The 21,872-nt window shown below is 54.3% G+C and carries 17 protein-coding genes and 1 tRNA gene; 11 read left to right on the top strand and 7 right to left on the bottom strand.

Features of this window, described 5'->3' with window-relative positions; all coding sequences use genetic code 11:
- Positions 1–6 precede the first annotated feature (6 nt).
- Entirely contained in the window at positions 7–1,167 is a 1,161-nt protein-coding gene (gene lapB / locus KP814_RS13690) for a lipopolysaccharide assembly protein LapB (RefSeq protein ID WP_216737287.1), read from the top strand.
- A 59-nt stretch (positions 1,168–1,226) separates the two neighbouring features.
- Positions 1,227–1,928, top strand: a complete 702-nt coding sequence (gene pyrF / locus KP814_RS13685; RefSeq protein WP_216737286.1) for an orotidine-5'-phosphate decarboxylase — start codon at positions 1,227–1,229, stop codon at positions 1,926–1,928.
- 117 nt (positions 1,929–2,045) lie between these two features.
- Here the strand turns inward: pyrF and KP814_RS13680 are convergent.
- Both KP814_RS13680 and KP814_RS13675 read right to left on the bottom strand, forming a co-directional pair.
- Positions 2,046–2,121, bottom strand: a tRNA-Asn gene (locus tag KP814_RS13680).
- A gap of 144 nt (positions 2,122–2,265) precedes the next feature.
- Positions 2,266–3,450 (bottom strand): pyridoxal phosphate-dependent aminotransferase, encoded by a 1,185-nt coding sequence (locus KP814_RS13675; protein WP_253938359.1) that lies wholly within the window; start codon positions 3,448–3,450, stop codon positions 2,266–2,268.
- Between the two features lie 133 nt (positions 3,451–3,583).
- On the opposite strand from KP814_RS13675, the gene uvrB reads away from it, so the two are divergent.
- From uvrB to KP814_RS13655, 4 genes are all read left to right on the top strand, one after another.
- Entirely contained in the window at positions 3,584–5,596 is a 2,013-nt protein-coding gene (uvrB, locus tag KP814_RS13670; protein ID WP_216737285.1) for an excinuclease ABC subunit UvrB, read from the top strand.
- An 11-nt stretch (positions 5,597–5,607) separates the two neighbouring features.
- The gene (gene rmuC, locus KP814_RS13665) at positions 5,608–7,131 is read left to right on the top strand and encodes a DNA recombination protein RmuC (protein WP_216737284.1); all 1,524 of its coding nucleotides are present in this window, start codon (positions 5,608–5,610) and stop codon (positions 7,129–7,131) included.
- Positions 7,128–7,886 carry a sulfite exporter TauE/SafE family protein gene (locus KP814_RS13660; protein WP_216737283.1) on the top strand — a complete coding sequence of 253 codons (759 nt, stop codon included), beginning with the start codon at positions 7,128–7,130 and terminating at the stop codon, positions 7,884–7,886. Before rmuC ends, KP814_RS13660 begins: the two co-directional genes overlap by 4 nt.
- 141 nt (positions 7,887–8,027) lie before the next feature.
- Entirely contained in the window at positions 8,028–8,858 is an 831-nt protein-coding gene (locus KP814_RS13655; protein ID WP_216737282.1) for a DUF4126 family protein, read from the top strand.
- A gap of 35 nt (positions 8,859–8,893) precedes the next feature.
- Here the strand turns inward: KP814_RS13655 and KP814_RS13650 are convergent, their stop codons facing one another.
- Complete coding sequence (locus tag KP814_RS13650; RefSeq protein ID WP_216737281.1) at positions 8,894–10,045, bottom strand: cation diffusion facilitator family transporter; 1,152 nt, start codon at positions 10,043–10,045, stop codon at positions 8,894–8,896.
- Between the two features lie 181 nt (positions 10,046–10,226).
- Here KP814_RS13650 and KP814_RS13645 point away from each other — a divergent pair, with 181 nt between their 5' ends.
- Both KP814_RS13645 and KP814_RS13640 read left to right on the top strand, forming a co-directional pair.
- Positions 10,227–10,496 (top strand): PilZ domain-containing protein, encoded by a 270-nt coding sequence (locus KP814_RS13645; RefSeq protein ID WP_216737280.1) that lies wholly within the window; start codon positions 10,227–10,229, stop codon positions 10,494–10,496.
- Between the two features lie 619 nt (positions 10,497–11,115).
- Complete coding sequence (locus KP814_RS13640) at positions 11,116–12,141, top strand: quinone-dependent dihydroorotate dehydrogenase (RefSeq protein ID WP_216737279.1); 1,026 nt, start codon at positions 11,116–11,118, stop codon at positions 12,139–12,141.
- Positions 12,142–12,221: 80 nt separating this feature from the next.
- Here KP814_RS13640 and rmf read toward each other — a convergent pair whose 3' ends face one another.
- Positions 12,222–12,431, bottom strand: a complete 210-nt coding sequence (gene rmf, locus KP814_RS13635) for a ribosome modulation factor (protein WP_216737278.1) — start codon at positions 12,429–12,431, stop codon at positions 12,222–12,224.
- 296 nt (positions 12,432–12,727) lie between these two features.
- Here rmf and rlmKL point away from each other — a divergent pair, with 296 nt between their 5' ends.
- Positions 12,728–14,881 carry a bifunctional 23S rRNA (guanine(2069)-N(7))-methyltransferase RlmK/23S rRNA (guanine(2445)-N(2))-methyltransferase RlmL gene (gene rlmKL, locus KP814_RS13630; protein ID WP_216737277.1) on the top strand — a complete coding sequence of 718 codons (2,154 nt, stop codon included), beginning with the start codon at positions 12,728–12,730 and terminating at the stop codon, positions 14,879–14,881.
- A 23-nt stretch (positions 14,882–14,904) separates the two neighbouring features.
- On the opposite strand, the gene KP814_RS13625 is transcribed toward rlmKL, so the two are convergent.
- Complete coding sequence (locus KP814_RS13625; RefSeq protein WP_216737276.1) at positions 14,905–15,495, bottom strand: porin family protein; 591 nt, start codon at positions 15,493–15,495, stop codon at positions 14,905–14,907.
- Between the two features lie 142 nt (positions 15,496–15,637).
- Positions 15,638–16,207 carry a hypothetical protein gene (locus KP814_RS13620; protein ID WP_216737275.1) on the bottom strand — a complete coding sequence of 190 codons (570 nt, stop codon included), beginning with the start codon at positions 16,205–16,207 and terminating at the stop codon, positions 15,638–15,640.
- Between the two features lie 206 nt (positions 16,208–16,413).
- Here KP814_RS13620 and KP814_RS13615 point away from each other — a divergent pair, with 206 nt between their 5' ends.
- Positions 16,414–16,953: a hypothetical protein gene (locus KP814_RS13615; protein ID WP_216737274.1), complete on the top strand. Its 540-nt coding sequence runs from the start codon at positions 16,414–16,416 to the stop codon at positions 16,951–16,953.
- A 23-nt stretch (positions 16,954–16,976) separates the two neighbouring features.
- On the opposite strand, the gene KP814_RS13610 is transcribed toward KP814_RS13615, so the two are convergent.
- Positions 16,977–17,471 carry a hypothetical protein gene (locus KP814_RS13610; protein WP_216737273.1) on the bottom strand — a complete coding sequence of 165 codons (495 nt, stop codon included), beginning with the start codon at positions 17,469–17,471 and terminating at the stop codon, positions 16,977–16,979.
- 183 nt (positions 17,472–17,654) lie between these two features.
- On the opposite strand from KP814_RS13610, the gene KP814_RS13605 reads away from it, so the two are divergent.
- The gene (locus KP814_RS13605) at positions 17,655–21,794 is read left to right on the top strand and encodes a hypothetical protein (protein ID WP_216737272.1); all 4,140 of its coding nucleotides are present in this window, start codon (positions 17,655–17,657) and stop codon (positions 21,792–21,794) included.
- Positions 21,795–21,872: the final 78 nt, after the last annotated feature.

Genomic DNA, 21,872 nt, shown 5'->3' with positions numbered 1-21,872 from the left:
GGGCTTATGGAATACCTTGGCCAATTGTTGTTAATTGCCGTTGCAATAGGCATTGGTTGGCTGATCTGTTTTATTCAGGGGCGAGTTGGTCAGACTGCCAGAGCTATTAGGCGGGGCGGCGAATATCCTAAGTCCTTGCAATATCTTTTTGAGGCGTATGATGCGCCGACTCTGGACTCTTTTGTTCAGGAGTTAGAGATAAATCAGCATACGGTTCAGCTTCACCTCTCAATCGCCAACTTCTTTCGCCGTAAGGGCGAAATCGAAAAAGCGACGGCGATCCATCAGAATCTTCTTTCACATCCAGACGCAAGAATCAAACACGGTGAGCAGCTTACCTATGAGCTGGCTCAGGACTATATGTTTGTTGGTCTGTATGACAGGGCTGAAGCTCTTTTCATTGAGCTGGCGGCGTCCCGGCAGTGGCGGAAGCTGAGTACCGAGTGTCTTCTTGAAATCTATGAGCACGAAAAGGAGTGGGGAGTTGCGCGTGAGCGCGCTTTAACTCTGGACGTTAAGCGGGATCGAGACGTGCAGGTGCGGCTGGCTCAATACTGTTGTGAGATGGCTGAGCGCAGTATGCGGCGTAAGGAATATTCAGACGCAACGCGCCATCTTCGAGAGGCGCTGATGTATGACAAGTTTTGCGCTAGAGCAAGTATTCAGGTGGCTCAGGTTTGCGTCGCCACGGAGCAGTATCCTGAAGCGCTGGCGGAATTGAAGCGTATTGAGCAGCAGAACCCAATGTTTCTCTCGGAAGTCGTTGGGTTGGTGAAAGAGATATGCGAAAAGCTTAATGAGCGGGAGCGACTGCTGAAAATACTTCAAAGAATGTGGGAGCTGCAGCCGTCAGCGAAAGTAATGATTGCGCTGTCCGGCGCTCTCAACGAAAACGAGAATACGGAAGAGGCGATAGAGTTTCTTTTGGGGCAGTTAAATGCTCACCCTACTCTTGGTGGCGTGAAGGCGTTGTTGGTGTTGTTGGCTCCTTATGCAGACCCTGAGCCCAAGCGTTGGATTATGATTGTGAAAGGGGTGCTGGAGACGCTTTTGGAGAAGAATCACTCCTATTTATGTGAAAGTTGTGGCTTTTCGGGGCGGCATTTGCACTGGCAGTGTCCCAGTTGCAAAAAATGGGGAGTGGTGAAGCCGTTGCCTTGGGTGTAGGTTTGGCGCGGTTAGTGGTTGGGTTATGGTAATAAGTGACGTGAGAGAAAGGTGAGACGATGGTAAGTGGACCAAGAGTCGTGGTGGCTTTGGACTTTTCTGATAGAAAGCAGCTTGATGAGTTTGTCGCCAAGCTTGATCCAGATTTATGCCGACTTAAGGTTGGCAAAGAGCTGTTTACAACATTTGGGCCCGCTATAGTTGAGCAATTGCAGGCGCGCGGCTTTGAGGTATTTCTAGACCTCAAGTTTCATGATATTCCCAATACAACGGCGCAGGCGGTGAAGGCTGCGGCTGGTTTGGGGGTATGGATGGTGAACGTGCATGCGTCCGGGGGCAGAAGAATGATGGAGGCGTGTCGCGAGGTGTTGGAGCAGGGGCCTCATGCGCCGTTGCTGATTGCTGTTACGATGCTAACCAGCTTGAGTGATGAGGAGATCGCCGAGATAGGGTTTCCCTGCTCAGCTCAAGAGATGGTCGGCAGGCTTGCGGGTTTGGCGCAAAGTAGCGGAATGGATGGCGTGGTGTGTTCTGCTCAAGAGGCTCCCTTGTTGCGTCGTGCGCACGGCGAGGAATTTTGCTTGGTAACGCCGGGCATCAGACCTGCCGCGGCTGCGGCGGATGATCAGACGCGAATTGTTACTCCAGCTCAGGCGATTCTAGATGGAAGCTCATATTTGGTCGTGGGAAGACCTATTACCCGAGCATTAAATCCTCTGGATGCATTGCAGCAGATCGTCAAAGAAATTGAGTCGGTCTAAATTGGAGTTAGCTGTTGGTGGGCGAGGAGAGGTTATTCTCGTCGACCGATGGTGTGTAGAAAAAGTGGGCTTAATTTAGGCAATAAAAAAGGCTGGTAAAACCAGCCTTTTTAAATTTGGCTCCCCGAGCTGGACTCGAACCAGCGACCCAATGATTAACAGTCATTTGCTCTACCAACTGAGCTATCAGGGAATGAAACCGTTAGTGGCGCGTATAATAATGACCTTTAATTTAAAGGTCAACACTTCGGAAGTGGTTTTTCTTTAGTGTTTTCAGCAAATAAAAAGCCCGCTGAACCGCGGGCTTTTTAACGCTCTTGGAGACTGTCTTGAGCGTTTATTTGATCGCTTTCGCGATGCGCTCCATGGCTTGTTCCAGATTTTGCATGCTGGTGGCGAAGGAGATACGCAAATGTCCAGGCGCGCCAAAAGCGGAGCCTGGAACCAGGGCGACGCCTGCTTCGGTCAGCAGATACTCAGCCAAGTCCAGATCGTTATAGATATTTTCCATACGGTTGATCACGCCTTGGAACCCTGGGAATGCGTAAAAGGTTCCGTCCACGGGCAGGCAAGTTACGCCGGGCATGTCGTTAAAGGCTTTAACGACAAAGTCGTGACGTTTCTTGAACTCTTTTACCATTTCTCCAATGCACTCCTGTGGGCCGTTCAGCGCGGCGGCGGCGGCGGCTTGGGAGATGGAGCAGGGGTTGGATGTGCTTTGCGACTGAATTTTTTTCATGGCCGCAATCGCTTTGGCGGGGCCCGCCGCGTAACCGATGCGCCAGCCGGTCATGGAGTAAGCTTTGGAAACGCCATTCAGGACAAAAGTGCGGTCGTAAAGGTCTGGGCATACACTCAAAATATTGACGAAATCTTCTCCAGTCCACAGCGTATGCTCATACATATCGTCTGTCGCCACCATCACAGAAGGATGTTTGCGCAGCACTTCGCCTAAAGCGGACAGCTCTTCTTTGCTATAAGCCATACCGGTTGGGTTGGAAGGGCTGTTCATTACTACCAGGCGGGTTTTGCTGGTGATTGCAGCGTCCAACTGCTCCGCAGTGATTTTGAACCGCGTCGCTTCGGTGGTCTCAATGATGACAGGTTTGCCGTCCGCGACAATAACCATGTCGGGGTAAGACACCCAATAAGGCGCGGGGATAATGACTTCGTCACCTTCATCCAAAAGAGCTAAAGCAAGATTGAAAAAGCTTTGCTTGCCCCCGCTGGAGACCAAAATCTGGTTGGCTTCGTAATTCAGGTTATTATCGCGTTGGAATTTGCTGATAATCGCGTTCTTTAGTGCAGGGGTTCCATCGACTGCGGTATATTTGGTCTGGCCCGCGTTAATCGCGGCGATAGCGGCGTCCTTAATATGCTGGGGGGTATCAAAATCAGGTTCTCCGGCGCCTAAACCAATAATATCTTTCCCGGCGGCTTTGAGTTCCGCCGCGCGGTTGGTGACAGCCAGAGTGGGAGAGGGTTTGATTGCTTGAACACGGCGTGAGAGATCGATTTCCAACGGAGTAATTCCTCGATTTTGGTGGTTAAGCTTGATAAGTTGGCCAATGGCTTGAATTAAGGCGAACGGCGCGCCCAATTAATGGCCAAACGGTATAATTCTACAATGTCGTCGATTCATACGTAAGTGAGTAATGCAAAAGTTTCAGCTTAAAGCGAATTATCAGCCGGCGGGCGATCAGCCCGGCGCCATCGCCGGCTTAGTGGATGGACTGCGCGATGGTCTGCTGCACCAGACGTTGCTGGGTGTTACCGGCTCAGGGAAAACATTCACCATGGCTAATGTCATTGCGGAAATGCAGCGGCCCGCTATGGTGATGGCGCACAACAAAACCCTGGCGGCGCAGTTGTATGGAGAATTCAAAGAGTTTTTCCCAGATAACGCAGTGGAATACTTTGTCTCCTACTATGATTACTACCAGCCGGAAGCTTACGTGCCGTCTTCCGACACCTATATCGAAAAAGACTCCTCTATTAACGACCACATTGAGCAAATGCGTCTGTCGGCCACCAAAGCGCTGATGGAGCGTAAAGATGTGGTGATCGTCGCCACTGTCTCCGCGATCTATGGTTTGGGCGATCCGCAGTCCTACAAAAAGATGATGTTGCACCTGGATCGAGGCGATAAGGTTGATCAACGATCTTTGTTGCGCCGGCTGGCGGAATTGCAGTACACACGCAACGACCTGGAGTTGCACCGGGCTAACTACCGGGTGAGGGGGGACGTCATTGATGTATTTCCTGCGGAATCCGAATCGGACGCGCTACGTATTGAGCTGTTTGACGACGAAATTGAATCGCTGTCCTGGTTTGACCCTTTAACGGGAGAAGTATACCGGCGCGTGCCGCGGGCGACTATCTATCCGAAAACCCACTATGCCACGCCGCGCCAGGTCATACTGGATGCGACGGATCAAATAAAGACGGAGTTGCAGGAGCGTTTGCAGCAGTTTCGCGGCTCCAGCAAGTTGCTGGAGGCTCAGCGGCTGGAAGAGCGCACCAAGTATGATCTGGAGATGATGTTCGAGCTGGGTTACTGCAACGGCATAGAGAACTACTCCCGGTATCTGTCGGGGCGTCAGGCGGGAGAGCCGCCGCCGACCTTATTTGATTATCTCCCTTCCGATTCCCTGCTATTTATAGATGAATCTCACGTGACGATTCCGCAGATCGGCGCCATGTATCGCGGCGACCGTTCCCGTAAGGAAACGTTGGTGTCCTATGGGTTCCGGTTGCCCTCCGCGTTGGATAACCGTCCTTTACGTTTTGACGAGTGGGAGCGTCTGGCTCCGCAAATGATTTTTGTGTCGGCGACGCCCGGTAATTATGAAGCCGATCATCAAGGACAAGTAGTTGAGCAAGTCGTGCGTCCCACCGGCCTGGTCGACCCGGAAATAGAAGTATTGCCGGCCTCCACTCAGGTTGATGATCTGTTAGGACAGATCCATGATCGGGTGGAGCGCAACGAGCGTGTGCTGGTGACCACACTGACCAAGAGAATGGCGGAGGATTTAACGGACTTCCTGTTGGATAAAGGCATTCGTGTGCGTTATCTGCACTCAGATGTGGAAACTGTCGAGCGGGTGGAGATCATTCGCGACCTGCGTCTGGGTGAGTTTGACGTGTTGGTGGGCATCAACTTGCTGCGTGAAGGTTTGGACATGCCGGAGGTTTCTCTGGTCGCCATTTTGGATGCGGATAAAGAAGGCTTCCTGCGTTCAGATCGTTCACTGATTCAGACTATCGGCCGGGCGGCGCGGAACGTACGCGGCAAAGCGATCTTATATGCGGATAAAATCACTGGCTCCATGCAGCGAGCGATGGATGAAACCGAGCGTCGGCGTAATAAACAGATCAGCTATAACGAAGAGCATGGCGTTGTGCCACGCGGGTTGGACAAGAAAGTCGCAGACATCATGGAAGGCGCGCGGGTTCCTGGCTCCAAGAAAGGCGCGTCACAGCGCAGAGTGGCGGAAACAGCTTCTTCCTATAATGTAGAAACCGAAGCGAGAACGCCGCAGGAATACGCGAAAATGATACAGAAGCTGGAAACCGCTATGTACGAAGCCGCCCGTAATCTGGAGTTTGAGAAAGCCGCACAGTTGCGGGATCAACTCAAAGAACTGAAAGAAAAAGGCCTGCAATAAAAGAAGAAGTAATGGCGTTATTACAACTATATTGGCCCTACCTGACGGCGGGGGGGGTAGGGCTTGCTCTCGCGCTTCTTGCGTTGATGGGGATGATGAGGCAACGCCGGCAGCGAAGGGAGCTTGAGCTGCGCAATGCCCAATTAATGGAAAAGCTCATGGCTCGTGAGGACGAAGTGGCGCGTCTTCAGGATGCGTGTGCGGAAAAAACGCAACGCTGTGAGTCCCTGCAACGGGAAGTTGGTTTGCTGCAACAAAGTAATGCAGCGGTGAAGGCGCGGATGGAGTCTATCCATGAGCGTTATGTCAGTGCGGAGGCGGCGACCAGAGACAAAGACGCTGATTTGTCTGAGTTAACGCAGGCGCTTAGCGCCGCTCAGAGTGAGCTGGCGTCCTTGAAAACCGCCGCAGCGAAGGAGCAGTTACATCATCAGGAGAAGCTGAAGTTGTTGGAAGCGTCGCGTGAGGCGCTGACGCAGGAATTTCAAGTGTTGGCGAATCGCATCTTCGAAAGTAGCACGCAGAAACTGTCCGAGTTCAGCCAGAACAATCTGAAGACCATTCTCGACCCCTTGAATACACAGTTGAATGACTTCCGTAAGAAAGTGGAGGACGTGTACGACAAGGAAGCGCAGCAGCGTTTCTCGTTATCTGCGGAAATCAAAAAGCTGCAAACGCTGAATGAGCGCATCAGTGATGACGCCATCAAGCTGACCAATGCGCTGAAAGGCGATAATAAGGCGGCTGGAACCTGGGGAGAAGTCATTCTGGAGCGCATCCTGGAGCGTTCCGGGCTGGTGAAAGGGCGCGAGTACGAAGTGCAGAGCGCTCAGAGAAATGAAGCCGGGCGCCGTATTCAGCCGGATGTGATTATTCGTCTTCCAGAGAATAAAAATGTTGTCGTCGACTCGAAAGTCAGTCTGGTAGCCTATGAGCAATACCATAACGCTACGGACGACAGCGCCCGCATGGACTACCTGAAACAGCATGTATTGTCTGTGCGACAACATATTAAGGGGTTGAGCGGTAAGCGCTATCAAGACGCTTTAGGTCTGAACTCATTGGATTTTGTGCTGCTGTTTATCCCCATCGAAGGCGCCTTTGCTGCGGCGGTGCAGGGAGACCAAAGTCTGTTCAATGAAGCGTTTCAACAGAATGTGGTGATCGTCTCTCCTTCGACGCTTCTCGCGACTTTACGCACCATTCACAATATCTGGCGCTATGAGCATCAGTCGCAAAATGCGCAGGAAATCGCGCGGCAGGCTGGTTATTTGTACGACAAGTTCGTCAATTTCGTGCAGGATCTGGAGGAGGTCGGCCAGCGTTTGCAGCAGACGCAAGGCGCCTATGATACGGCTATGGGACGCTTGGCCACAGGGCGAGGCAATTTGATTACCCGGGTGGAGAAGCTGAAGCAGTTGGGCGCCCGCGCCGGTAAGCAATTGAGTGAATCTACACTGCAGCGGGCGCAAATGTCGGAAGAGGGCGACTCCCGAACGGCGTCGCTATCACTCGGTGACGGCGTCGGATTATGACGGAATGGTTTGCGGGCCTCTCTTGGCTCGAAGTCGCAACGCTGCTGGGAAGCAGTTTTCTAGGCTCTATGTTGACCGCCGCGCTTGGTGTTGGCGGCGGCGCATTTCTGATTGCCGTGATGGCGGATGTCGTGCCGCCGTTAGCCCTGATTCCCTTGCATGGCATTGTGCAAATGGGCTCTAACGCCAGCCGGGCCGCCTTGACCCGCAAGCATATTCAACCGCGTACAATTGCTTTCTTTTTGAGCGGCGCTCTCGTGGCGGCGCTCGCCGCAGTTTGGCTATTGGGGCGCGTCGATCCCGCCTGGATTCCTCCGCTGGTGGCGCTTTTCATCATCTGGTTGTGCTGGGGACCCATTCCTGAACTGGGATTGGGGAAAACCAAAGCAGGTTTGTTTTGCGGCGGTTTGTTGACGACACTGGCTACAATGATCGTTGGCGCAACCGGTCCCCTCGTGTCCGCCTGGCTCGGGCGTAGCGGCGTCGACCGCTGGACCTACACCGCTAACTTCTCCAGTTGTATGACGGCGCAACATTTGTTGAAAATTATGGTGTTCGGGTTAGCGGGGTTTGTTTTCACTCCCTGGCTTCCTTTGCTGGGTTTGATGGTGCTGGCGGGGTTTTTAGGCACCAAAGTCGGCTTGAAAATACTCGGTAAACTGCCCGAAGCGCGTTTTAAATCACTGTTCAAATGGGTGCTGACGTTGTTGGCGCTGCGTTTGTTGTGGCTATGGTGGCGAGGATTCTCCGCCTGAAACGCTGAACCCTGAAGTTGAATTCAGCCAGGGTTCAGGTAAGAAAGGATGTAATAGCGATAGTAATGATAGTTCCGCCTGTGACGCTGACGATGCGCCTCAGGTGGGAGATGAATAACCCAGAGTGGTTGAGGTGGTTTAATGGAAACCTATGATAGTTTGGTCTCCACAATTGCATTAATGATGGGCGTGTCCTGGGCCAGCGGCGTGAACCTGTACGCCGCAGTGCTGATGCTGGGGCTGGGCGGCGCCACCGGACATATCGATTTGCCGCCGGATTTGCAGACTCTGCAGGACCCGCTGGTGATCGCAGCTGCCGGATTTATGTACTGTGTGGAGTTTTTCGCGGACAAAACCCCTGGCGTGGACAGTGGTTGGGACGCGCTGCATACCTTTATTCGTATTCCTGCCGGCGCGGTGCTGGCGGCGGGCGCGGTCGGCGATATTTCGCCGGCGTTGCAGATCGCGGCTGGATTGGTCGGCGCCTCAATGGCGGCGACGTCTCACGCTACGAAGGCCGGAACGCGCCTGGCGATCAATACTTCTCCTGAGCCGTTCACCAATTGGGCGGCCTCGATTGGCGAAGACGTCATGGTTTTGGCAGGTTTGTGGGCGGCGCTGAATCACCCCTTTATTTTCCTGGTGCTATTGGGGCTGTTTATTGCATTGGCGATCTGGCTGCTGCCGAAACTATGGCGATTCCTGAAGCTGGTGTTGCGCAAGATTGGCGGATTTCTGGGGCTGGTGGATAAAGATAAGGAGCCTTCTCCTTCAGTGGGGAGTTATCAATTTGGCTCCTTTTCCGCTGCATCTGGTCCTTCTTCACCCGGCGGCGATGCTGACTTTACGACGCCAAATCCCGCGATTGAGGATAATCTCAGTCGGATTAAGAAGTTAAAGGAGTTATTGGACGCTGGCGCGCTCACACAGGAAGAGTTTGAGGCGGAGAAAAAGCGCATACTTGGGCCTTAGCCAATAACTAAAGGGAGGCGTTGTGGGCGAATTGCTCAGGGCGCTTCCTTCCAGACTTTGATCTCACCCAGCCAAGCCAGGTCGGCGGTACTTTCACGCATGCTTTTTACCATCTCCTGGGAAAGATGGCGCTCGTTTCCGGAAATCATCACTTCCACATGCACTTGGCCGTTGATGTAGTGCAAAATCAGCCGTTTGATTGAGCCTTCGGGCGTCAGGTCGCGCCAGCGTTGTTGCAGGATCTCTGTCACGTCATGGCGTAGCGGCAACAGAGGAGATCCGGTCCGCTTTTTGCCGTCAGTGTCATTCTCTGTATCTATGTGGTAGGTGATGTCGCTGATGTGCTCAAACTTCTCTCGAATCTTTCTAGCGACGTGCACGCCAATATAGTGCCCTTCCGAGACGCTTAGCGCTGAGTCCACTTGTAAGTGCAGGTCAATGACAATGTCCGGCCCCAGATAACGTCCGCGCAGATCATGCACGCCGCGAACGCCTTCCACCGACAATGCAAGTTCTCTAAGGGCGAGGACCTGTTCTTCTGGTAGCGCGGTTTCCACTAGTTCCTTGACGCTTTTGCCCGCCAGCTCAATGCCAATCTTGCCGACGAGAATCGCCACAATGATCGCCGCCACAGCATCGAGCCATGGGAAACCGGCTATAACGCCGAGTAGTGCGACCAGGACGACAACCGAGGAAAGGGCGTCGCTGCGTGAATGCCAGGCGTTGGCGATAATCAGATCGGAACGTAGTTTCTTGCCGATATCCAGCGTGTAGCGATAGATCCACTCTTTACCGGCGATAGACAGGGCCGCCGCCAATAGCGCTGGCCATCCCGGAGTGACTTGGGCGTCTTGCTCCCATAGGCGCAGAATGCTGTCATAAGCCATGGCCCCCGCGACGGCGATAAGCATGGAGCCCAGCACCACTGTGCCCAGCGTTTCGAATTTCCCGTGACCGTAGGGATGTTCCCGATCAGGCTTCTGGTGGGAGTAGCGAGTGATGACAATCACCAGGATATCCGTTCCTGCATCAGTGAAAGAGTGGATGCCGTCCGCCACTAACGCGTGAGACTGTGCGATGACCCCAACAATGATTTTCAGCAACCCCAGCGCAATATCCAGAATCATTCCAATCAAGGTGACGCGATGGGCGGCGCGAGTCTTTTCGGCGGGGGTAGAGTATGTCATGCTGCTGTTTTACAAAGCTTTATCGTGAGAGCGATGAAGAATTGTAGCATGTTCCAACTATCCTGCGGAGAAGATGGAGGTTACGTGGGATGGGGCTGAGGATAATAGTTGAACCAGAGGCTTTAAGTTTTTTATACTGGTCAAAAAATAACCATAATAAATAGCGGAAAAGGTGCATACTATGAGTTCCCACACAGAAAGGCGTCGTTTTGAACGACTATCCGCGTCGATGAGCGTTCTGCTTGATCACCCTGTGACAGGGCTCCACGAGTTGAAAACAGTCGATCTTTCCGAAGGCGGCGTATTAGTGACCGGTGACTTTACCGGTAACGCCGAGGTCGGAGATCTGGTTTCACTGAAAGTCGTTGGCTTATTGCAGGAACGCAGTCCGACTGTCCCGTTGAAAGTGGTGCGCTGTGGCGCTAATGAAATGGCCTTGAACTTTGTTTGATGTCCGCCATTGCATTCATCAATTAAATCCACGTTAAACATTTTCAGTTGAGACAAAAAGGGGAGCGGTAGCTCCCTTTTTTGTTGTTCTGACGGTTGTGGATAACTTGTCACCCTCTATAAATGAATGACTTACATATAAATCTGTGGAAATCCCGGCGAACTTTGCCATGTTTCGCGCCAAACCTAAGCGGCGATTTTGATGGATTTGAGTATCCTATTCCGGTGCAAAAAGTGACGTTATTCTCGGATTGGGGGAGGTAAGGTTAATAAGTGGTTGAAATTTAAGCGCAAAAAATAACTGATTAAAAAGTGATCAATTCGCTGGGAGGGCTGGAATTTCGTGGGGTCTGAGATTTTTCCCTACCGATATTAACAAAGTTATCCACAGATTTAGTGGATAAATTACAGTTCTGTCACAGATATCCCCAACATGTAGTTGTGGGTGGTCAAAAATAGTGCAAAACGCAATGTGAAGTTACTTTTCGTGAGGGGCGGGCGTCGATAAGCGTCGCGCCGGTGATGGGAAATAAACCTTTTAATGCGATTCTGGTTGGTTATAATACCGCGCCTGAAGTTCACCCCTCTTTTAAACTGTTCTACAGCAGTGGAATAGCCTTATGTCATATCAGTTAGCCCGACAGTTTCTGTTTCGCCTTCCGGCGGAAGCCTCCCATAATATTTCCCTGAAAATGCTTAAGATGGCTGATAACGCCGGCATGTTGGGAATGTTTATGCCCCAAATGTATTCCCGGCCGGTCGAGTTGATGGGAATTACCTTCCCCAACGCGGTGGGTCTGGCGGCGGGGTTGGATAAAAACGGCGATTACATCGATGGCCTGAGTAAACTGGGTTTCGGCTTTATCGAAGTCGGCACAGTGACTCCTAAGCCTCAGGACGGGAATCCGCTGCCGCGGCTCTTCCGTCTGGAGGAACGCAACGCAATTATCAACCGCATGGGATTCAACAATTATGGCGTTGATTACATGGCGGAGCGCTTGCGCAAGAAAAAATACGACGGGGTGATCGGCGTTAACGTCGGAAAGAACAAAGACACTCCCGCTGAGGAAGCCGCTTCGGACTATATCACTTGCATCAATAAGGTGTATCCCTACGCTTCCTATATCACGATCAACATCTCTTCGCCCAATACGCCTGGATTGCGCGCACTCCAGTTTGGCGACTCTTTGCGCAGCATGTTGCAGGATATCAAAGACTGTCAGGAGCGTTTGAACCAGCAGCATGGGCGCTATGTGCCTTTTGTCGTGAAAATTGCGCCAGACATGTCTGACGACGAGGTGCATATGGTTGCGCGCACTCTGCTGGACTACAACATGGACGGCGCTATCGCCACGAACACCACGTTATCGCGCGAGGGCGTTGAGAGTCTGGCTCATGGAAAAGAGCAGGGCGGCCTGAGCGGCGCGCCGCTGACCAAGCGTTCCACTCATGTGGTGAAAGAGCTGTGCGCAGCGCTGGAAGGGCGGATTCCTGTCATCGCATCCGGCGGCGTGATGAGCGCCCAGGATGCGGTGGAAAAAGTGCGTGCTGGCGCCAAACTGGTGCAGGTGTATAGCGGTCTTATTTATCGAGGACCGGTGCTGGTGCGGGAAGCGGCTGAAGCGATTGGCGGTCTGGAGGGCTAATCCCTCAATGAAAAGGCCCGCGATGCGGGCCTAAATGGGGTTGGGTGAACCCCTCCTTTATGAATGAGTGTCTAAGTGAATCAGGATGCTATGCCAGGGCTTCTGTGTATCCCTGAGACGCCGGTGTAACCATCCCAATGGTCCGCTCGGCCGTCGCGCCAGCCGTTAATCCACTCTTGACGCATGTGAGGATTGGCGGCGGGACATAAATCTTTTGACCGGCCGCTTACGCCGGCACGGTAACCCTTGAGGTACGCTCTTTCGAACATATCGCGCTTCTGTCTTCTCATTCTTTAATGACCTCACCAATTTCTGGGTTAGACAGGAATTCAAACAGATAAACTTTTGAATCGGAATTTGGACTAGAAAGCATCTCCTTATCATCTGATCGTGTACGAGGGATATATATCAGAGTAATAGCGCTACACTTTCAAGTTAAGCCAAATTTAATTTCGATGTACACGAATTATTTCATCTATGTGACGGTTTTTTTATAGTTTTGTGGAATTAAATCCGGTTAAGCGCTTGATCGCCTTAGAACCGTCTTTAACCCTTGATATGCAACGATTTGTAACGGCGTAGGAATATGAATGAATTTTCATTGTTTGCGAGCTGCCCCAAAGGACTGGAGTATGTGCTCGCAGACGAATTAAAGACTCTGGGCGCGGAAGTGCTTAAAACCAATCCCGCTGGAGTTGAGGCGAAGGCGGATCTTGCCGGCGTTTACCGAATTTGTCTGGGCTCCCGTCTCGCTAACCGAGTGCTGCGATTATTGCAGTCCACCCGCACTGCCACCCGGGATGGTCTGTATCAGGCTGCTTCCGAGGTGAATTGGAGCGAGCACCTGCGTCCGGGAGAAAGCTATTGGATCGCGGCGTTTGGCTCCAGCGGCGATATTCGGCACTCGCGCTTTGGCGCACAGGTAGTCAAAGACGCTATTAATGACCATTTTCGTGACCGTGATCTGGAGCTGCCGGTTATCGACAAGCGGTCCGGCGTACAGACCGTCCAGTTGAATCTAGCGAAGACCATTACCCTCGGCCTGGATTTGGCGGGCAGAAGCCTGCACCAGCGCGGATATCGACAAGAGGGCGCGGCGGCGCCATTAAAAGAGAATCTGGCGGCGGCCATACTTTATCGCGCTGGCTGGCCGGAGTTGTGTGGAGAGGATGGATGCTTCGTCGATCCCATGTGCGGTTCCGGCACTCTGGTGGTTGAGGCGGCGATGATCGCCATGGATGTTGCGCCAGGGTTGCTGAACCCGCACTTTCTGTTTGAAAAAGCGCCCTGGCATGATCCGGAAGTCTGGCGTGGAGTCTACGAGGAGGCGATGGAGAAAGCGGTGCTGGGCAAGCGACGCTGGCGCGGCGCCATATTCGGCTGCGACCTGAACCCCGCCGCTATCCGCACCGCTAAGCGTAACCTGTCTCGCGCCGGACTTGATCGCTGGGTGAAGCTGGAAACCGCCAGCGCCATGGACTTCACTCCTGATACGGAAGGGTGTGGGCAGCGTTTGCTGGTGTGCAACCCGCCCTATGGCGAGCGTTTGGGACAGGAGTTGGAGCTGCGCTCGCTGTACCGGGCGCTGGGGCGGAGGCTGAAAACCGCATACGGTGAATGGAAAGCGGGTATTTTTACTTCCAGCGTCAACCTAGCCAAAGAAATCGGGCTGCGGGCGGACAAACAATACCATCTTTACAACGGACCTCTGGCCACAACGCTTTATTTGTTTGATGTTTACGGGAACCGGCCTGAAGCAGAAACGCCGCGTAAGCCGCAGAACGCCTCTCTAGAGGGGATCTCTGAGCAGGCGCAAATGTTCCGCAATCGGCTGAGTAAGAACCTGGCGAAGTGGAGCAAATGGGCGAAGAAGCAGCAGCTTAGCGCTTATCGGATCTATGATGCGGATATGCCGGAGTATGCGGTCGCCATCGACTGGTATGACGGCGGAATCATCGTGCAGGAATATGCGCCGCCGAAATCAGTGGATGAAGAAAAGGCGCGCCAACGCCTGCTGGACGTGTTGGAAGTAACCCCGGCGGTGCTGGGGATTGATGGCGGACAGCTGTTTCTCAAGCAGCGTAAAAAGCAAAAAGGCATGCTGCAGTATGAGAAAACGGACTCCAGTCGCAAGGAGCGTACGGTAGAGGAGCATGGTTGCCGGTTCTGGGTGAACCTGTCTGATTACCTGGACTCAGGACTTTTCCTTGATCATCGTCCAACCCGCTATTGGATTCAGAAGCATTGCTCGGGTAAGCGCTTTCTGAATCTGTTCTGCTACACCGGAGCGGCGTCTGTCCATGCGGCGGCGGGCGGCGCCGCGACCACCACCAGTGTGGATATGTCGCAAACCTACCTGGGCTGGGCGGAGCGCAACTTCCATCTCAATAAACTGACTGGTCCCCATCGTTTTGTGCGCGCAAACGTGCTGGAATGGCTGAAAGCTGAGCGCAATACATACGATCTGATATTCCTTGATCCTCCCACCTTCTCTAACTCCAAGAAAATGGAGGATGTGCTGGATATTCAGCGGGATCATGCCGGGCTGATTGAAGATTGCATGCGCTTGCTTGCGCCTGGAGGCGTATTGATCTTTTCCTGCAACTATCGACGTTTCAAGCTGGATTCAGGCATTGAAGAGCGTTTTGCGGTGGAAAATCATACCGCCGCCAGCATACCTGAAGACTTTAAGCGCAACGAACGGATTCACCAGTGCTGGCATATCCGCCATAGCGCTTGAGTCTGTGAAGCTTGGCGCCGGGCCTAGAACTCGTATTTCAGGCCGGCGCTGAGCTGCATGGTGCGGATCGCCGTTTCCGTATCGCGGTGAATGCGGCCGAACTCCAGGACGCCCCACAGGTCGCCAGTGACCTTGATTTCCGTTCCTAACGCATAGCTGACGCTGAAGCTGCTTTCGGTGAGGTCTTCCGGGATGCTTTGATACGAGTCCGGGTCGTCTTTGGAGACCTTACCTTTCATATGGGTGAACCCGAACAGGGCGTAGACGGACAGATAATCCGTAGCTGGATACTGTGCGCCCATATACCAGCTGGCGAAGTAGTCCATGCCGATATCCAGCCCCGGTTTTGCTTCTTCCTCATCCAGGCCCATGCCGGCGCGAAACTCGGTTTTGACGTAGTCAGTAAGATAGGAGCCATAGGTTAGCGTGACGCCTGTCGTGCTGGCGCTGTCACTGCCGTCGACTCGTTTGAAATCGAACTGGGTGGCGCTCAGCCCGACATAAGATTTGCCTTCTTTTTCTCCCTCCGCACGGCTGCCGGGGCTGGCCAGMAAAACCGCCAATACGGTGAGAACGGTTGTGATCGAACGCGGATGACGAATGCTGCGCTTCATTATTTTTAGCTTTCCATGAGTTGTTTTTATCGGTGCGGCATGCGGCCAGAGTGGAGGCGCAATAGCTCGGGATTGTGACTTAAGCGGTTGGCGCAGTCACGGAAAAGCGTCACAAATCAATTTTCCGCCCTCGGTGAGGGGGTTAGAGTTCACCCATGTCCTGCATCTTGGTTTGGATGACCCGGCGCAGCTCGCTTTTTTCGAATTCGCTGGCGCGATGGATTAGCGGCAGGCGCAAGCGATGCAGGTGCAGACAGGGGATCTGGTCCTGGAAGGGCTTCAGGTCGCCTTTGACCAGAATAGGCAGGAAAGGGTCGGACTCCGTGCGCATTTTATTAAGCACTTCCAGCGCCTTGCGCATAGCGATGGGCTTCGCTGGCGCTTCCGGGTCTTTGGGCTGTATCAGCATGAACATCCCTTTCTGTTTGATCAGTTCGCCGGGGATAATGTGAAAGCCGGTGCGGGTGACGGCCTCTTCTTCAATATGGTTGAACGTGTCGTGAAAGGCGTAAGGATCAGGCAATATGACCAGATTACGGTTATAGTCTTCAGGGAAGTGCATGCTGTAATTGGTATAGATTTGCCGTACGGAGCCTGAGAAGACGCATAGTTTGTTCTCAAACTTCAAGACGAACTCCTGGGCTTTGCTACGATCGGCGAGCAAATCCAGGTCCCAGATCAGGTCTGAGTTCACGTTGTTCGATATTTCCATGTAGGCGCGTTTAATTGGCTGATACGTCTGATTAAAGCGTGAAGACACTGGAAGTTATCTGCAGTCCAGTAAAAACTTAGCAGTGAAGCGAGTAACCAACAAGCCACAAAGGTTTTCAGCAAGGTAATATATTGTTACTTAACCTCCGGCGAGCTTCGGCTTCCGATGAACAAACCAATAAATTCAATAATAAAGGTGCAAGTGAAATGAGTCAGGGAACTACCGGCAGTCTCTCCGCAGTCTCCAAGTCGCAGGGGGCGGAGCTTATCCATCAGGATGGGGCGTTGATGCAGGCGCTGGGGCAGGCGTTTTTTGAAGTGCAGGCTCTGGAACATGTGCTGGCCTGTTTGTACGGCGCCAGCCCTCATGGACTGGGGGACTCATGGAGTCGCGAACTGCGCAGGATGCTCTACACCATAGAAAGCGGCGGTGTGGAAAAAACCGTGGAAGAACTGATATTTGATCTGGAGTTGCCGCAGGATCACTGGCTGCAGTTGCAGCAGGCTCTGTACCTGCGCGAGTGGGTGATCAGCGGTTTCTTCAGTGAGTTCGGCAGCCGTTTGCAGGTGCTGGAGGCGGAGGTCGGCGAAAAACTTGTGGAGCGTATGCGCGCAGCTTCTGAGGAAATCTCCAAGGCGGTGATGGATTTACAGGAGCTGGTGTTTCAGCGCGAGATGGATTGCGATGAGCCTATGTCGGAGCAAGTCCAGCGGGCGGCGCGGTTTTATTGGGTCGGGGCGGAATAGGGCGGCTGCGCCGCCCGGCGTAATCAGCGCAGGCGGCGGGTCAGTTCAGCCATGACAAAAACGTTGTTCTCCGCATTGAAACCGGAAAGGCCGTTTTCCAGCAGAATTTCCTGGCGTCGCTCAAGAAAGGTCTCGAAGTCCAGTTCCGGCAGAAAATCCGTGACCCGCGCCAGCTCAAAAGGCATGTCGGCGTCGAAGGCTTCGTACAGGCGTTCCAGCAACTGGGAGTCAGGATCGAGGCCATCGACGTAAACGGTGGCTTCCGCCAGATCGCTGGACAGGGCGCGGATGACGTCTTTGCCGGTTTCGCCCTGTTCAAATAAATGCTCCCGGGATAAGCCGTGACTGTGCTGGTAACCGAAGTCCCAATCCTCCCAGTCGTCCTCTGGAATGATCAGCGCCTTTTGGATGGCTCCATCCGGGTCGGTCCAGGCGATACAGATAGGGTAGGCGTCATCGTCCGGGCTGCTGGCTTCGATGTCCAGGAACAGGGCGTCTTCCAGGTGTTTGCTTTTCATAATCAGACTATTTGGGCTCGGCAAGTTATTGACATTCAATTATATTTGCTCAACCTTATTTCACCAAACAGACTTTGCAGGCGCCCGGGAGTCTGAATACGAAGGACGGCGTTGGAATCGGTTGTCGAGAGATTCCGGCGACTTGAGTCGTATTTTGTCCGTTTTATAGCTATGGATATATTAATGAAATCCTGTCTAGTCGCATGTTTTCTCTTTCTTTTTTGCATTTCCCCGGCTCAGGCCGCCCCTTCTGATATCCCGCAGCAGCTCGCCGACTGGTCCGGCTGGGTGTTGCACGACCATCTTGATAAAGACTGCACCGCAGCCCATGACGGGAGCGGCGCGAAAGTGTGCCTTTGGCTCAGCGCGCTGGAGCTGGATCTGGACCTGAAGCGGCTGGACTTCCGTTTTCAGGCGGAAAGTCAGTATGAGGGCTGGCTGTCGTTGCCGGGCTCCGCGCAATTCTGGCCTCATGAAGTGATGCTGTCCGGTAATCGGGTGGCGGTCATAAACGTGGACGGCGTGCCTTCTATCTGGCTTCAGCCCGGAAGTTACCGGGTCCAGGGGCGCATCAGCTGGGAGCAATTACCGCAAAGCGTTCCACTGCCTAAAGTATTCGCCATGACCAAGCTGAGCGCCGTGACGGCGCTGGAAGGTCGCGCATACGTGGATAGCGGTTCCGCGCTTTGGCTGGTGCGTGACCAGCTACAGGCGAATCTGCAGCCGGATTCATTGAAAATCAATGTGTTTCGCAAGCTGATCGATGACGAGCCAAAACTGCTGGAGACGCGTTTGCAGCTCGACGTTTCTGGTGGGGAGCGGGAGGAAGTCCTGGGCGGCTTTCGTTTGTCCGGCTGGGAACAGGTTTCTCTGACCAGCAACCTGCCCGCGCGCGTTGAGAAGGATGGTCGTCTGCGGATTCAGGTGCGCCCAGGCTCCTGGACGCTGGTGGCGCGCTTTCGGCAGACCAATCGTACGGATGCGTTCTCTATGGAGCCGGAGCCCGGGGGCGTCTGGCCTGAATCGGAATTGTGGGTAGTGGAGACGCAGCCGCAGTTGCGTCGCGTGGAGATAGAAGGGCGCGCCGTTGATCCGCAGCAGACGCTGTTGCCTGAGGAATGGCGGACATTGCCAGCGTTTCGGGTGGCGGAAGGTTCGCCCCTGGATTTGAAAGAAATTGAGCGGGGGATGACTTCTCTGGCGGGAAATCGTATTCGGCAGCGCACCCAGGGGTGGCTGGCGTTTGATCAAAGTCGCTGGATCTGGCGTGATCGCCTGACGGGTGAAATGTCACAGGGATGGCGTCTGGAGCAAGGCGCGCCTTATGAGTTAGGCAAGGTGGATCTGTCAGGGCAGGCGCAGTTAGTCACGCAGTCGCGCCAGGACTCCAGTCGCGGCGTGGAAGTGCGGCGCGCTGACCTCGACATGACGGCGGTCAGCAGCTCGCCGGTTGAGCGTGAGGCCGCCGCGTTTGTCATTCCCGCCAGCGGCTGGCGTGACGACAGCGGCAGTCTGGATCTTGAGAATGTTTCCAGTGACGTCAATCTTCCGCCGGGCTGGTGGCCCTTGGCCGCTTCCGGTGTGGACCGCAGTGCGGGAACCTGGTTTGATCGCTGGTCTTTGTGGGATTTGTTCTTGCTCCTTTTGATTACTGCGGCGGTGGCGCGTTTGGAGGGTATCGTGTGGGGCGGCGTGACGGTGGTGGCGCTGGGGTTCGCCTATCACGAAATCTATGCGCCGGTGGCGGTGTGGTTACTGTTGATTATCCCCAATGCGCTACTGCGAGTGGTTCGTCCCGGCTGGATGCTGAAACTGGTGACCGGCTGGCGTTGGGGAGCGTTGCTGATTCTGGCGGGTATGCTGCTGAACTATGGTGTGGCCCAGGTGCGTATGGCGATATATCCGCAATTGGAGCGTGACTCCGGTGTGGTTTACTTTGCGGATAATGCTGCGATGAGGCGTGATATGGCGGTGGAAGAGGATGTGCAGGCTGATTATATGCTGCAGGAGTCGATGGAGCCTGCGCCCCCAGCGCTGATGAGCGCGCCTATGTCTTTGAGGGAAAAGCAGCCTGAGGACGTGGCGCCGGAGGCTCCCGCGCCCACGGGGCCAGGAGTGCCGGACTGGAGCTGGCGAAAAGTGAATCTTACCTGGCAAGGGCCGCTTAGCGGGGATGAAAGCGCCAAGCTGTACGTGTTGAGCCCCATGCAGACGGGGTTTGCGCGTATTGTTCATTTTGCGCTGTTAGTGGTGCTGTTGGCTTGCCTGGTGGGGCGGCGTGGCGGGCGCAGCGACAAGGGTGGGGATGATTCGCCGCAACCCGGCGTCACCACCAAGCTGGCGGGACTGGCGTTACTGGCCCCTCTGGCGTTGATGGTGCCGGCGGAGCGGGCGCACGCCGACACCGATTATCCCAGTCCAGAAATGTTGCAGGCTCTGGAGCAGCGTTTGACTGCGCCGCCGCCCTGTACTCCCCGTTGTGTGGATGTTAATTCCGCCAACCTGATTCTGGATGGTTACAGTCTGACCTTGTCGCTGGAAGTCAGCGCGCTGCAGCCGATTGCATTGCCAATCCCCGCGCGCGCTGGTTTCTGGCGTCCTGAGAGTGTGTTTGTCAACGGGAAGCGCTGGGATCGCTGGAGCGCTGGCGAAGATGGCGTCTGGCGTATTCCGCTGGAAGCCGGCGTGCAGGAAGTGGTGTTGGAAGGCGGCGTGCGCGAAGTCGATCAGTTTCAGTTGGCGTTTCCCCTGCGGCCCCATCGATTTTCGGCGAAAGTGGCGGACTGGTCGATGTCCGGCGCAGGTAGCARTGAGCTGCTGAGTTCTAATATCAAGTTTGAGCGCACCAGCGTCAGCCAGCGAAGTTCGGAGTCGCGGCAATCTCTGTTTCAGGAACCGGCGCCCGCCTTCGTCAAGGTTTATCGGGAACTGGATCTGGGACTGAAGTGGCGTGTACGCACCCGGGTGGAGCGAGTGGCGCCATTGCGAGGCTCCATTTCGGCCAGCATTCCGCTGTTGATGGGGGAGTCCGTGACCTCGGGAGATATCGACGTCAGCAATCAGCGGGCGTTGGTGACTTTGGATGATCGTCAGGACAGCATGGAGTGGGTGTCCAACCTGAGCTTCCGTCAGCGTATCGAGTTGCTGGCGCCGACGAATAGCGCATGGAGTGAGCACTGGTCGATTCTGGTGGGGCCGCAGTGGAGCCTTGAGTACACTGGGCCAGCGCCTTACGAAATTATTCAGTCCGGCTATTGGCGGCCAAAGTGGCGGCCGCAGCCGGGAGATTCCCTGTTCTTGTCCGTTTCGCCGAATAAAGCCGTTGAGGGTCGCATGCTGACGGTGGACAGCCTGAATGTGACTCAGAAAGTGGGCGGCAAGCAGTTGCAATATACGGCGGATATTCGTCTGCGCACCTCACGCACTCAGCGCTACAGCTTTGATTTGCCGGATGGCGCAGTCCTGGATGCGGTAGAGCTGGATGGAAGAAATGTCGCCCGCAGTGAAGAAACCAATCGTGTGGATGTCGTGCTCGGTTATGGTGAGCAATTCTTAAGCATACGCTGGCATGAGGAGACGCAAGGAACGCAATGGCGTTATCAGACGCCGGCTCTGCAGTTGCCGGCTCCTGTCAGTAACGTTCAACTTCAAATTCAGTTGCCGGATCGCCTGTGGCCGTTATGGGTGGGAGGCCCGCAAATGGGGCCGGCCATATTGTTCTGGGGCGTGCTGGCGGTGATGTTGCTGTTGGCGTCAGTGCTGGGTTGGCATAGCGGCAATCCACTGGGCGTGGGGCGCTGGGCGGTGCTGGCGGCCGGAGCAGCGTTGGGCTGGGTGCAGGGCTTGCTGGTGCTGGCGGTGTGGTTTTACGCGTTCAATTACCGTTATGAGCTGGTCCACGCCTTGCCGCGTTGGGGGCGTAGATTATATAGCGCGCTGTTGGTGCTGTTGACGCTGGCTGTGTTGGGGTGGGTAATCGCCAGTATTCCCAAAGGCTTGATTGGGCAACCTGCGGATTATGTCGCCGGCAACGGATCTTTTGCGGGGCAATTGCGCTGGTATCAGGATGCGGCGGCGGGAGAGCTGCCGACGGCGTCGGTATGGACGGTTCCTGTTTTGTTCTATCGGGTGGCGATGTTGGTTTGGTCATTATGGTTGGCTTTCGCCATGATCAACTGGCTGCGCTGGGCCTGGGAAAAATTCTCTGAGCGTCTGCCGGAGGCGCCGGTCAAGCCCGGGCGCAAGGATAAGAAAGCGAATGCGGGGAAGGGAGATGAGAATTCTTCGCAAAACCAACTGGCCAAGCCGGAATCTCCCGTATAGGCTATGTGCAGTGCTTACGGTCGCTGTCGGCCCAGTGTCGACAGCCGTATAGAATCGGATAACGCGGTTACTTGAGTG

Origin of the sequence: Hahella sp. HN01, assembly GCF_018986435.1 — a bacterium.
GTDB lineage: Bacteria > Pseudomonadota > Gammaproteobacteria > Pseudomonadales > Oleiphilaceae > Hahella.
The sequence above is the reverse complement of the archived record's forward strand: the minus strand, read 5'-3'. Positions and strand labels throughout refer to the sequence as shown.

What these genes read in the sequence shown, in the direction of transcription:
- lapB (WP_216737287.1), top strand. Translation starts at nt 7, where the DNA reads ATGGAATACCTTGGCCAATTGTTGTTAATTGCCGTTGCAATAGGCATT.
- pyrF (WP_216737286.1), top strand. Translation starts at nt 1,227, where the DNA reads ATGGTAAGTGGACCAAGAGTCGTGGTGGCTTTGGACTTTTCTGATAGA.
- uvrB (WP_216737285.1), top strand. Translation starts at nt 3,584, where the DNA reads ATGCAAAAGTTTCAGCTTAAAGCGAATTATCAGCCGGCGGGCGATCAG.
- rmuC (WP_216737284.1), top strand. Translation starts at nt 5,608, where the DNA reads ATGGCGTTATTACAACTATATTGGCCCTACCTGACGGCGGGGGGGGTA.
- KP814_RS13660 (WP_216737283.1), top strand. Translation starts at nt 7,128, where the DNA reads ATGACGGAATGGTTTGCGGGCCTCTCTTGGCTCGAAGTCGCAACGCTG.
- KP814_RS13655 (WP_216737282.1), top strand. Translation starts at nt 8,028, where the DNA reads ATGGAAACCTATGATAGTTTGGTCTCCACAATTGCATTAATGATGGGC.
- KP814_RS13650 (WP_216737281.1), bottom strand. Translation starts at nt 10,045, where the DNA reads ATGACATACTCTACCCCCGCCGAAAAGACTCGCGCCGCCCATCGCGTC.
- KP814_RS13645 (WP_216737280.1), top strand. Translation starts at nt 10,227, where the DNA reads ATGAGTTCCCACACAGAAAGGCGTCGTTTTGAACGACTATCCGCGTCG.
- KP814_RS13640 (WP_216737279.1), top strand. Translation starts at nt 11,116, where the DNA reads ATGTCATATCAGTTAGCCCGACAGTTTCTGTTTCGCCTTCCGGCGGAA.
- rmf (WP_216737278.1), bottom strand. Translation starts at nt 12,431, where the DNA reads ATGAGAAGACAGAAGCGCGATATGTTCGAAAGAGCGTACCTCAAGGGT.
- rlmKL (WP_216737277.1), top strand. Translation starts at nt 12,728, where the DNA reads ATGAATGAATTTTCATTGTTTGCGAGCTGCCCCAAAGGACTGGAGTAT.
- KP814_RS13620 (WP_216737275.1), bottom strand. Translation starts at nt 16,207, where the DNA reads ATGGAAATATCGAACAACGTGAACTCAGACCTGATCTGGGACCTGGAT.
- KP814_RS13615 (WP_216737274.1), top strand. Translation starts at nt 16,414, where the DNA reads ATGAGTCAGGGAACTACCGGCAGTCTCTCCGCAGTCTCCAAGTCGCAG.
- KP814_RS13610 (WP_216737273.1), bottom strand. Translation starts at nt 17,471, where the DNA reads ATGAAAAGCAAACACCTGGAAGACGCCCTGTTCCTGGACATCGAAGCC.